The 11,467-nt window shown below is 56.3% G+C and carries 10 protein-coding genes; 2 read left to right on the top strand and 8 right to left on the bottom strand.

What is annotated here, in order from left to right:
* Nucleotides 1-56 precede the first annotated feature (56 nt).
* Nucleotides 57-758 (top strand): hypothetical protein, encoded by a 702-nt coding sequence (locus tag P6U16_RS00520; protein ID WP_277702204.1) that lies wholly within the window; start codon nt 57-59, stop codon nt 756-758.
* Here the strand turns inward: P6U16_RS00520 and dcm are convergent.
* The 8 genes from dcm to P6U16_RS00560 all read right to left on the bottom strand — a co-directional run bounded on the left by dcm (nt 755) and on the right by P6U16_RS00560 (nt 9,350).
* Nucleotides 755-2,797, bottom strand: a complete 2,043-nt coding sequence (dcm, locus tag P6U16_RS00525) for a DNA (cytosine-5-)-methyltransferase (protein WP_277702205.1) — start codon at nt 2,795-2,797, stop codon at nt 755-757. The two genes, P6U16_RS00520 and dcm, sit on opposite strands and share 4 nt — an antisense overlap.
* 502 nt (nt 2,798-3,299) lie before the next feature.
* The gene (locus tag P6U16_RS00530; RefSeq protein ID WP_277702206.1) at nt 3,300-4,064 is read right to left on the bottom strand and encodes a TniQ family protein; all 765 of its coding nucleotides are present in this window, start codon (nt 4,062-4,064) and stop codon (nt 3,300-3,302) included.
* Nucleotides 4,015-5,136 (bottom strand): TniB family NTP-binding protein, encoded by a 1,122-nt coding sequence (locus P6U16_RS00535; RefSeq protein WP_277702209.1) that lies wholly within the window; start codon nt 5,134-5,136, stop codon nt 4,015-4,017. Before P6U16_RS00535 ends, P6U16_RS00530 begins: the two co-directional genes overlap by 50 nt.
* Before the next feature lie 75 nt (nt 5,137-5,211).
* The gene (locus P6U16_RS00540; RefSeq protein ID WP_277702210.1) at nt 5,212-7,500 is read right to left on the bottom strand and encodes a hypothetical protein; all 2,289 of its coding nucleotides are present in this window, start codon (nt 7,498-7,500) and stop codon (nt 5,212-5,214) included.
* A complete protein-coding gene (locus P6U16_RS00545) occupies nt 7,493-7,723 on the bottom strand; it encodes a hypothetical protein (protein WP_277702211.1) in 231 nt (76 codons plus the stop codon). Before P6U16_RS00545 ends, P6U16_RS00540 begins: the two co-directional genes overlap by 8 nt.
* A 15-nt stretch (nt 7,724-7,738) precedes the next feature.
* Nucleotides 7,739-8,569 (bottom strand): hypothetical protein, encoded by an 831-nt coding sequence (locus tag P6U16_RS00550; RefSeq protein WP_277702212.1) that lies wholly within the window; start codon nt 8,567-8,569, stop codon nt 7,739-7,741.
* A 132-nt stretch (nt 8,570-8,701) separates the two neighbouring features.
* A complete protein-coding gene (locus P6U16_RS00555; RefSeq protein ID WP_277702213.1) occupies nt 8,702-9,022 on the bottom strand; it encodes a hypothetical protein in 321 nt (106 codons plus the stop codon).
* Between the two features lie 97 nt (nt 9,023-9,119).
* Nucleotides 9,120-9,350, bottom strand: coding sequence for a hypothetical protein (locus P6U16_RS00560; protein ID WP_277702214.1), 231 nt, complete (start codon nt 9,348-9,350; stop codon nt 9,120-9,122).
* Between the two features lie 1,877 nt (nt 9,351-11,227).
* On the opposite strand from P6U16_RS00560, the gene P6U16_RS00565 reads away from it, so the two are divergent.
* Nucleotides 11,228-11,467: a hypothetical protein gene (locus tag P6U16_RS00565; protein ID WP_277702216.1), complete on the top strand. Its 240-nt coding sequence runs from the start codon at nt 11,228-11,230 to the stop codon at nt 11,465-11,467.

The raw sequence follows: 11,467 nt of genomic DNA on the forward strand, positions 1-11,467 counted from the left end.
CGTGGTTGTCGCTTGCGTAGCCCTGGTCGAATCCTGTCAAAACAGGAGTGGCCGGGATGTACACCAAGTACAGGACGATCGAGATCCGCAAGCGCTGCGACGCGTTCCTGAAAGAACATGGGCTCAGGATGGAGCTGCATCGCATATGGGGCCGATACCATGTGTCCTTCGAGGGCGACGACTACCGCTCTCCGGTCACCATCGTTTTCGACGGCCCCAGCAAGGAATTGACGGAGGCGCGATGGGACCACAGCAGGATCGAGATCCAGTCCTTTCACGTCGAGGCACTCGGCGACACAGACTGGAAGGTCTATCACTCCGTTCACGTCGGTATCGAGACTTACAAGGATCTCGAGGATCTCGATGAGCCATTCATTGGAGGGATGCTTGAGCGAGCCTCCCACTGGATCGAGAGGACACCGCTCGTACCGAACAGGAAAGGCCTGCCCGGTGTTATAGATTCCAAGGCCCTTGAAGAAATCTACCACGACGTGATGACCAGACTGCCAGAGGCCCGTGATCTGGCGGTGGCCAAGGATGCCGACGGCGAAGCGATCGATTTCGACATGAATGGCTGGCAATGCAAGGTGACTTTCATTCCAGCGGATCCGGAGAAGGAAACTCCGGAGCGCGCCCTCGTGCAGGTCGACGGAGCGGCGGGCTGCGAGATCGATGCCGAAACATCTAAGATCTTCACGACGCTCGCCCACCAGTGCCCTCGCCTAAGGTCTAGCAAGCACGCCGGACCCGTCCGCTAGCCGTTAAAGTCCTCCGGTTCCGGGCCTTCGACGCCATTGAACCTTGTCAGCCTTGGACCTGATCCTGTAACGGGTTTTGCGCCCAGCCGCCGGACGTCGAGAGGCTCGCCTGTCAGTGCCATTCTGAGCGAGAGGCCGATCGCCCGCGCGACCTGCGGCGGGAAGGCGTTGGCAAGCTGCTGAAGCGTCGCGTGTGTCGAGGAGCCGAGCATCCATTGGTCAGGGAGGCCCTGGATGCGCTTCAACATCGCGATCGTGGGTTTCGGCAGAAATCCGACTTTGACCTCATCGAGTTTCGGCGGTCGGTCAGCCACGGCCGAGCCGTCGAAACCGCTTTTCGTCCAGCTTGATGTGTAGTCCGCGCTTTGTCCGAACCTGGTCACGGTGGGAGCGAAGCCGCCGCCGAATTTCTCCATCCACCAGTTGAACCACTCGTCGTATCTCGCCTGCTCCGGCGATCGCGGGAGACCTTCCCGGTCGCTTCTTGATCGATGAGGGAACAGCAGTTCCTTTAGCGCCTCACCGAGCGGGACGGCAGCGTGGTCGTCAGGGGACGGTAATCTGAACCGATGTGCGATATCCGGACGCAGGCCGATGACCAGCACACGCTTGCGATCCTGCGGAACTCCGAAATGCTTGGAGTTCAGCGTCGGCATCCAGACCTTGTATCCTTCCTTCTTGAAGTCCGAAGTGATCTTCGCCCTGTGCGATCCGTGGCGGAAGAACGTGAATCCTTCCACGTTTTCGAAGAAGAACGCCCTGGGTTGCACCGTCCTCACAATTCTGACGGCAGTTGGAAAGAGGTCCCGCTTGTCGAACTGGCCCTCGCCGTCGCCCCGCCCTGAGTACGGCTGGCATGGCAGACCTCCGGCGACGATGTCGACCCTTCCGGCGAACGGTGCGAAAAGACGCTCTGGATCCTTGGCGATGTCCGCCGTGACGACATGCATCGTCGGACGGTTCGCCCGAAGCGCCTGGGCTGCTGGCTTCCAGTTCTCGAATGCGGCGGCGATTTTTAGCCCCGCCGCCTGCAACCCCAAGGCCTGCCCACCGACGCCTGCGCAGAGTTCGAGAAACCTGGCCTCGGAGGAACTGAAGCTGACTGGCAGTATCCCGAAAGGCAGGGGCAGCTTGGTCGCGGACAGGTACTGCAGGGCGTGCAGCATGTCGTTTCGTCCAAGGCTCCGGTCGTTGTCATCGAACGTGAAGCCGCCGTCATGGCCGAAGCGGCCGGAGGCGAGACGTGCGAGCGCCTTATGCGCCATCGCTAGCCTTACAGCCTGGGGTCTGCGAGCTGCTAGCTGGCTCCACTCCTCCTGACCGACATGGCTGACACCATATATGCGCTCGAATTCACGCAGCACCGGTTCCGCCCGGGCGCAGATGGTCTCGTGTCCTTCGCGATATGCCGGCGCCGACCTTTCGATCCTGTGATATCCGCGGAAGGCGGCACGCTTTATCTGTGGGTTCTCGGAGCGGAACTTCTCCAGCTCTTCTGCAAGTCCGCATACCGACTCTTCGAAGGATTCGATGGCTGGCCGCACGGTCCTTTTCGAAGCGATGGCCGAGAGATAGCGACGGCGTGCGCGCGCCTGCAATATTTCCTGCGGAACCGCGGCCTTCCTTGCCTCCCGCTCCGTTGCTGCGGCTTCGCCGGAGACGACCAGGGAACCCGTTGCCAGTCTGCGCAATGTAGCGGAGCGTGCTGCCTCGTTGACGGCGACCAGATCCTTCATCACGGAAATCGAAGCACAGTTTTCCTCGAGGACCGCCCTGTGATCCTGAAGATGCTCGCTCATACCGATGTAGGTTCCGACTAGATCCGGCGGCATGCGGCACTCCGCGACGAGGGCCCCCGGCAGCTTTTCAGCTCCGACTGCAGCCATTAGTTCGGCGACCTGCGATGCGATCTCGAAGTGAAGTGCGGTGACCTTCTTCTGCAGCGCGATCAACTCCTTGCGATGGCATCGAAGGGCTTGATTTTCCGATGTCGGAAAATCGTTCCCTGTCTTCGACTTCTCTATCGCGCTCTGGCCCATGAATTCCCCGCTGCGTCATTCACCGAGATAGCACCTAGGTCCTGATGTCCCGGAAAGGGAATTGCTAAACTTCTAATGATCAGGTCGATGGAATGTTCGAGGGATGGATGTGCAAACGCACGCTTGTCGCCGTCACAGCGTCGGCAGGGCTATCTCATCCGGTTCTTCCTCCGCCGCCTCGAACGGCGGCAGAAGCACCTCGGACACCGGCCGCACATGCCAGCGTGCCTGCATCGGCTGGAACACGCCGGGGAGGGGAAGTGGTAGTCGTATTGCTTGCTGGCCGATTTAATCGTGTGGAAACGTCGATCCGTGACGGGTGTGAAAATAACTGTACCAGGATCGAAGGGAATGTGAGAGAGCGCGACCTCTCTAACTATATGACGTAACTCGTCGGAGCCGTGGTCGTAGCGCTCTTGCATAAGCCAGTCGTAAACCCTGCCGTAGAGAACGCGGCCACCAGCGGCGGAACGTCCGTCCCAGAAGTCATCATGCAGATCGATCAACAACTGCTTGAATGACATTTCACCGCCGAAAGAGAAGTTGAAGCCCTCTTCTGCGCACGCCAGCGCCTGTTCAGCGATGCTGTCACGCTTATACATCTTGCCATGTTGAATGGTTGCGCCGACGAAAAAGCAGTAGGAGGCCGCCACGTTGAGGGAAAGCGATCAAGCCAGATTGGGCTACGCTGTTGACGGCTCACTCGGTCGCGGATGTACCTCTCGAAACCAGTGAACGTCGCCGGTGTGGCGTAGGGAAAGAACGGCTCTTTCGTTGCCGCTTCAATCATCTGAACAATTTCATACGTCCCATCCAAAACCGATGAAGGTGCGTCCACGAGTGCAACGTCGTGATCGGGGCAGTTTTTGATATAGAGGAGCTGCCAAATACTCCTTCCGAAAGCGCGGGCAGCTAACGGTCCCGGATTGTTACGACGGTCGTCAGCAACGCAATGAGGGCAGTAGCGGAAGCGGTAGCGATGGAAGTTATATTTCGGAACGGTTTCTCCGTTGAAGTACCTGAACTGGTCATCCCGGGTAACCCGTACGTGCCCCTCTGGTAGCTGAGACAATCCCGCCAGGGCGAGAAGTTTTGCGACCTCCTCTTCGTCATCCTGGATCAATTTGGCCCGACAAATGCCCATGTGGACACAAAACTGCTGCGCGCTCGGTGCAAAGTTTGCCGTCGCCAAACGGGAAAGGAAACTCAGAACCGTTTCACCTGAATGAAACGGAACAGTTATCGACAGCCTCCGTCCGAAGATCATGACTGGTGTTCTCGCGGTCGGCTCCCGCTTGGGAGTGGCTTTGGAACCTTACGACTTTTTCGGTTGGCTTTTTCTGGGGAAGGGCGGCGTCTGGGTCATCGGGATCGGTGTCGTTCTCGTCTTCCTCCTTCTTTTTCCGTTTCGCCCATCCTGACGGAAGGTGATCCCAGCCCTCGACCTCGAAGATATTCTCCTCAGGCAGGCACTTCGTGAGGTCGCTGTAAGCTTGTGCAAAGTCTGACTGTGTTACGGACTTCCCGTCGCCCAGGGAAAGCGCGGATTCAATAGCGTCGCGAATTAGTTCGATGATGGAGCCTGCATTTCCGATTGTTGCGTACAGCAGGCGTCGAGCGATGTCTGCGACGGCCAGAGTCGACCAGTCGAGTAGAGCATGATCTCCGATCACCTCCTTAATCCATCTTTCGATCCGCTTCAGCTCAGCCTCGGTAAGCGGTTTAATCTCAAGCAGTTCAGAACGGTTTTCGATCTGCTGGTCATGGTGATGGAGGTTGCCGAGCGGATCGACGCCAAGCAGGATCACACGCATTGGCCAGCTCGTTGAATCCACCAGAGATATGAGAGAATCCGAGAGTTTTTGCAGCTCGTCTTGTTGCTTAATTTTCAGAGCGCGTTGAGCTTCATCGAGGACGAGGAACAATACCTGTCGGCTCGGAAGCTGGTTGTGAAGTTCTTCCCAAGCTAGGTTCTCCGGAATGTCTGCCCGAACTGCGTACCCCGCGTTTCTCAAGATTCTGACGGCCAGGTTCCGGTGGGTGCACGGTGAGGGCACGGTCACCCAGATCGCAGGATGAACCGTAACGTTGTTCGCGTTGACGTAGCTCTCGAACCCCGGGTCGCTAGCAATCGCGTGTCGGACCGCGCGGGTTTTACCCGAATTGCTTTCACCCGTTACGAAGTACATACGCTTCTTTTTGTTGCCTTCACCTGGCGCAAGGATGCTGGCCTTCATCAAGGCGATGTCGCTTGAGATCGTTTCGTCGCGCCCCATTTTTACATGTTGCGAACGGACAACAGACATCTTGTCGGCCACAGCTAGGGCCTCTGCGCTCATGGACGAACGCATTCTGTTCACGGCTTCGGCTCTCAGTGCTTCAGTATTAACTGACAAAAATTGCTCCTTGTGGTATCAAAATTGGTCGCGGCGACGGATCGTGCGCGGCCGGTCGCTGGCAGGAGGGGCTTCCGCTTTGGGCTTCTTGAGCTGTGCCTTAGACACGGGGGCCTCTTGCTTCTTTTTAGGCTTCTTCGGCACGGGCTTAGGCGCGTCGCTCGCGTATTTTTCCGCGATCTTTTCAGGTGTTTCGCTCGCCGCTACGCCCAGATCATCGTCCTCGAACACGTCATTCTGGCCCCAGCATGCACGCATGAAGGGGACTTTGCTAAAGTCTTGCTCTTTAACCTTGCGGGTGTATTCCGACTCAGGAGTGATGCGGAGAGGACGCATGATGCGACGTTCGAGCGCGTCCAGATGCTCTTGCGTGATGATCGGCGAGGAGACGCCATATGCCATTCGCAAAATCTCCGGTTGCTGATCGATAAACAGTAGCGCTTCGTCGATAACATCCTGAGAACGTTCGACTTCCTGAGTGTCAATCAAATCGAGGTCATGGAGCAAAGCCGTGATTTGCCAGTAGTTTTTACCGCGCAAAAAGTCGGAGCGAGCGGGTACGCTGTAAGTGTATTCGCCGTCAAACATTGTGATTTCTCCTAAATCCATGAGGTCGACCCGGATGTGAATATCTTCCCCGGTTTTGTCTCGAAACGCCTTGCTGACCTGCTCGCTGTAATAATAGCTGCCGAATAGGAGGATGCCCTGACGGCTGGCGATGCGGGTCAAGTTGATGCCGTAGATATGCCGCTTAAGAGCCCCTGCCGGTGGCATGGGCGGCTTCCTCATAGCGCAACCTTCAAACCATGCTTGCCTCGGGGACATGCCAGCCAATTTCCCGTTACTTCGAACGTTGTGGTACACATCCACGATAGCTCGCAGAAATACCTGTTCGAGCCGATACGGGTCGACGTGAGCCCGCTTTCGCGGATCGATGTCGCCTCGGACAACGACGTTGCTGAAGGTTTTTCCAGAAAAGCTTTCCAAGGTAAGTGCGCCGAGGATGCCGATGATGCGTTCCACCGTGCCGCGAAGGGGCGACGCGCCGGAGGGCGGGTGGATTTTCGTCCCGCCTGCGTCGGTCAGGGTGCCCGTGAGGCGTGCACTCTGATACCAGATCGCTTGGTCAAGACGAACCTGTCGAAATCCTGCGTACATGTCCCATGGGGAACGGCATCCAGCTAACTGAGCTGACCGCGTTTTGTCACGGGTCGTCATTTCAAAAGCGGCCAGCGCCGTATCCGTTGATGGAGCGCGTGCGTGAACTCTGAAGGCCATTACACAGTTGGTCGCCCGGTCGACGATGATCGAGAACCATAAGCGTCGTGACGCCTTACGATAGGCCTCCTGCACCTGAGGAGTGAGCTGGTCCCAAACGTCCATGCCGACCAGCATGGCGACGAGATCAACACGACCTTCATCACCCTCAAAAATGTCGCCTGGATAACCGCGTTCCGCCCCAAGCACAGGAGTGTATTTGTTCCGAGTCTTGGCTTCACCGCTATTGACATAGTGCATGACCCAGGATGGAAGAAGCTTGAACCGGTTGAAGAAGTGAGATCGCGAGCCGAGGTCGAGCGGCGTTTTTCCTTCCTTGATACGGACGACATTCATCTTCCGCTCGGCGACCTTCATCACTCGATAAAGGAATGCGCGACGTGTACGGTCTAATGTGATTACACGGCGGACGAAATGACCCTGGTAGTGTAACTCTTCTTCGGTAAATTTCGAGTTGCGCAAGCCTTTGCCACGACCATCGATAAGTGCGCGAGGGTCGCCCCCAGACTGGACAAGCTTCCTTACCCACGCATTCAACGTTGATTTCGGGACAAGCGTGAGGGCTGCGGGTTTCTTGTTGAAGTGGATTTTCTGAGGCAAGTAGTCACTACTGCGCATACCTGCTTCAACATCTTTCGCGTACTCGCGTGAGATTGCAGAAACCGTGGCGTCCCAGTTTTCCGATGGAATTCGAGGCGTCCTTTTACGCGCGTCTTTCAAGCGCTGCGCCCATTCCAACTTGAATGCGACGTCCTTCATTTGCTTGTCCGAGATTCCATTAAGCAACCGTGGGGCGTCAGGGTTCGCGACGCGGAAGGAGGCGTAAAAATTTTGCTCCACCTGTAGTGCGCCGCTACCAAGAAAGGTCGCGATTTCCGCGTTCGAGTGATAGGTTGGCCTGCCGGACTCGTCCATGGGCTGAAATACTTTGCCCTCATTACCGTCTTGCACCAAACGCTGCTCGACGTCGTGGAGCACGATTTTGTCAATCGGTTTAATGTCAAAAGCGATGGTTGCTGCCTTACCCATGGTTGCCCTCCAGCAGCTCGTTGGAGCGTTCAATGGTCAGCGTTCCGCTTGCCAGGCGCTGGGCAAGGTCGCGAGCCGAAAAGTAGATTGGTGCGGTTGACTTATCGGAGCGAGCGACAATCATACCATCCGGGTGGCAGATGATGGATCGATACCTGGTCCCGGACATGACCAAGACATCTGAGGCACCAATGTAAGCAATACGTTGTCGAATGGATTTCATGATCTTGTCCTTCATCTATGCAGCTACGATTAAGCGCTCATCGCTAAAGCGCATACCGGGGCTCTGAATTCGGATTTTCCGGTCAAACAGAAGGCACAGAAGAGCATTCCAGACCATCGACAGATCGCCGATCATGTCTTGAAGCTGCCAAATTTGGATCGGCTGGCCCAATTTCAGAAGACGCTCATGGACTTGATCGCAATCAGCTTGGTTGCGTTCTTTGCGGGCGTCATTGATGTCGACCGCGTTCATACCTTTTTCGCGGGTTATCTCGTTCTCGGTAACGATCAGAGCCTGGTCGGCAAAACGGGGGATATTGGCGGCGGCTATAGCATCGATCTTTTGAAGTGTTCGGTCACGCTCCAGAAACTCCGCTGGTTTCACGTTGTAGGCAATGCGGAAGAACGAAGTGGATGTAGAGCGGAAATCGAAATAGTGCTCCATCGGCTTGCCAAGGAAATACTTCACGGCGGGAGGCTGGTCTTCAACGCGCCTGCAGTTGGGATCGGCCATCAACATATTGGCCAGGTAATATTCGAGCATGCTTTCAAAGGTGAGCACGATCCACCGTGCGTAGTCCACAAGGCTTCCTCGGACAGAGCCACGCCCTTTCTGCGAGATGCGGCGGCTCGCAGTCGACTGTCTTGCCGGGACCCACGCAACGTCGTAGCGACCTTTCGCTTCTTCAAAGGTCAGCCCAGCATCGTCATCCGGTGTAACACCGGGAATAATGAAGCGGCCTGAGGATGGCCGGTCGGGGTTCGTGTGCGCATAGGTATCGTGGCGGCGTCGCACCGTCCCTCGTTCGAGGTGTTGCGAGTACAAGCGGAGGCGTTCTTCAATCATGCTCAGCCTTTGCGGAGGGCGCAGTTTTCCATCTCGGCGTGTGGGCCAAGCTTTTCTGCGCAGGAGCTTTGAGGAGGTTGTTGTCGGAGCGAGCGACGTACTAGGGTATGCTCAGATTTCAGCTTTGTACGGTCAATCGGGGGAGATCGGGAGGCCGACGGTACGATCCAGCTTATAGAAGTATTGACGGGACGGGATGCGAAGGCGGCGCTTTTTCAACCCCTTGACCTTGTGGTACGCGTTGACGTGCCAGCAGAGTCGGTCGTATTTCTCGAAGATGTCTCCGTCGCCATCGGACGCGAACATGAGGAGCAACTGGAGTTCCTTGTTGGTGTAAGGGCCATGGACGTCCAAGTTACTCATAACTGCACGACGGCGCTTACGAGATTGAGTGCTGAGGATGTTTTTGAGTTCAAGCGGCTGTTGCTCGCTTTCCATTACGGTCTTGTTCATTTTTACTTTCCTTTAAGCATAGCTCCGCCGTCGACCGGGTGACTGCCCGACGCGTTCAGTGCGGAATGGGTTGATCAGGCGGGAGAAGCGGCCGGGGCTACGACGGGGTCAGAAGACGCCGAAAATGCTCGCTGATATACGCGGAGCCGTTGTCGACGCCGATCACTTCGGGCAGAAGATGGGCATCGCACCACAGCGCATTCGGCCCATACTCTACGATTTGTGTTCTCGGCTCTGTCGTGGAGATCGATTGCATGATGTCGGTCACTAAGTCTCCCAGCGGCTTTCGCGGGGCCTCAAGCGGGTTGCTGGGTTCTTCGTCGGTCATAATTTGCTCCTTTTTCTGGGCGCAGATGCCCGTTTCCTCTGGCGGAAATCGCGAGAGGCTCGTTATTGTGGTGGGATTGGGGTTGGGGCTGTGTCCTAGAGTTTTATTGGAAACGCCTCGGTCGACTTCAGCGGGCTGATGCGGAGCGGCTCTCTTGCGCCATACCCGGCATTCCAGGCCTTGACGAAGTTTTGGAGTTCCGCCGGTTGGATAGGACGGATCGATGCGTCCAAGTTCTGCAGAGCGAGTATTGCTCTCGCAAGTATCGCGGGAGTGCACGGCGGTGGTACTGTGAAGTACGAAAGTGGTTGATGGTCATAGTTGTCTTTCATCGCTTTCTCCATTCATAACTTGCAGGTCTCCGTTTTCCGACAGCGCCGCTGTCGGAAGCTATGTTTGCTCTATTGCGTGTCATGCGGTGCAGGCGAGACCTCGGATCGAAGCCGCATATAGCGGGAAGCTCGCCCGGTTCATACACCGAGGTAGCTAGATGAGCTACCTCGGTATCGAGCGTCTCCGCGCAGTCGTGACCCATTTAGGAACGCGGACCGGGTCATTTTCGACATCTTCCCACATTTCACTTGCCCCCTCTCGGGTCCGAGAAACACGCGTACTTTCCAACGCCAGGTGAGTACAAATTTTAGCGATAAGCGTTGCCAATTCATCGGCCGGGGAGGTTACCCCGTTCAGAGCGTCATTTTTCATCATTCCATCCTTTCGCGAGGCACACCTCGTCGTTTCCCGAGGCCGAGCCACGGGATTGCTGGTAGTTTTCTTTTCGGGCCTCAGGTCAGCCTTTAGAGTGGCTGCAGCACTGTCCGGGCCAAATTGCAGGAGGACAGGTTAGCGGGCCAAGCGCATCCCTGCCTTCCCAATCCGTCCCGGAACCGCACCTCGCTTCTGGCTTCCGGCCACCCACGCCTGACGCGGGGTCTGGTCGAAAAGAGCGATGAACGTTTGGTCCCTATACGGTTTGTGATAGGTTTCGACCACCATCGCGATCATTTCCTGGAGCGTCGGGACCCGCACGCTATAATCCGGTTTCGTCACTGTTAATTCCTTTCACGAGACACAGCTCGTCGTTTCCCGAAGCCGAGCCACCGGGATTGTTGCTTGTTCTTTGGTAAGGGATCAGGGCAACTGATTAGGGTGCCCCGGGTCGTTATCGAGCGTCAGCCAGGCCGCGCTGGAACCCCGTAGGGAAGCGGCTGGCGCTGATGCAGTGCGGCACCAACAAGGCGCGCGAAAGGGTTCTGCAACATGGCAGCGAACTCCGTTTGATTGTGAGGGATCAGTTAGCGACGCGGCGCGTCAGGATATTCGGCTATTGAAGGCAGCACCGCTCGGGGGCTTTCCCAGGTCGCTCGAACGGTGCACGACAAGACGTGCGGGCGATGGGGTTGCCGCTTTGTGGCAGTTATCAATCCTTTCAGTCATCTGTTCGTCCAGTTGTGTTGCGTTGAAATGAACATAGCGGGTCTTCGAGATCAAAGCAGGGGCGAAACGGGAATTCCGGTTTTCATCGCTAACGAAGTTGTTAACCCATCCCGGTTCGCTGCTCGCCTATCCAAATTCGTCTTGATCTGCTCTGCCATCGCTCTCGCTTCATCTCGGTGTGTTGAAAGCATGAAAGCATACTTAGAAGAAGAGCGCAGGTCCCGACACGGAAAAAACTGGCCTGAGACTGGTCCTAAACTGCCGAATATTGGACCTGATCGCTGGAATTGATGATTATGTCTAATGAATTCGCTAACGCGCAAAGCCGTCAGTGACGGCAGGTCTTCGCGCGCTTTTCGCTTATGAGAAGCTGTCGGGAGATAACGCAATACAGACTCCACCATGGTCGAGAAAGGAACTTTCGACGCGGGAGTGTCCAAATGATCGGCATGCCAACTCACGGGCAAAACCGCTTCCAAATGATCCCGCCTTTAGCGAGATATGCTTTCTTTCAGCATCATTTGCGCCTCCGTAGGCATGTGGACGTTACGAGCGTGCCACTAAACGGATTAAAAGTCTATCGTATTTTTATGTTGAGCTTGCTGGTAGCCAGCAACGCTTTTCGGCCGACAAGATTGCCAGCATTGTTGATTGCAGAAATGAACGAAAAGCTCTTCTGA

Origin of the sequence: Rhizobium sp. 32-5/1, assembly GCF_029537235.1 — a bacterium.
GTDB lineage: Bacteria > Pseudomonadota > Alphaproteobacteria > Rhizobiales > Rhizobiaceae > Pararhizobium.

Bases quoted from the DNA above. Each gene is read 5' to 3' on its own strand.
- P6U16_RS00520 (WP_277702204.1), top strand. From the start codon at position 57: ATGTACACCAAGTACAGGACGATCGAGATCCGCAAGCGCTGCGACGCG.
- dcm (WP_277702205.1), bottom strand. From the start codon at position 2,797: ATGGGCCAGAGCGCGATAGAGAAGTCGAAGACAGGGAACGATTTTCCG.
- P6U16_RS00530 (WP_277702206.1), bottom strand. From the start codon at position 4,064: ATGATCTTCGGACGGAGGCTGTCGATAACTGTTCCGTTTCATTCAGGT.
- P6U16_RS00535 (WP_277702209.1), bottom strand. From the start codon at position 5,136: ATGAGCGCAGAGGCCCTAGCTGTGGCCGACAAGATGTCTGTTGTCCGT.
- P6U16_RS00540 (WP_277702210.1), bottom strand. From the start codon at position 7,500: ATGGGTAAGGCAGCAACCATCGCTTTTGACATTAAACCGATTGACAAA.
- P6U16_RS00545 (WP_277702211.1), bottom strand. From the start codon at position 7,723: ATGAAATCCATTCGACAACGTATTGCTTACATTGGTGCCTCAGATGTC.
- P6U16_RS00550 (WP_277702212.1), bottom strand. From the start codon at position 8,569: ATGATTGAAGAACGCCTCCGCTTGTACTCGCAACACCTCGAACGAGGG.
- P6U16_RS00555 (WP_277702213.1), bottom strand. From the start codon at position 9,022: ATGAACAAGACCGTAATGGAAAGCGAGCAACAGCCGCTTGAACTCAAA.
- P6U16_RS00560 (WP_277702214.1), bottom strand. From the start codon at position 9,350: ATGACCGACGAAGAACCCAGCAACCCGCTTGAGGCCCCGCGAAAGCCG.
- P6U16_RS00565 (WP_277702216.1), top strand. From the start codon at position 11,228: ATGATCGGCATGCCAACTCACGGGCAAAACCGCTTCCAAATGATCCCG.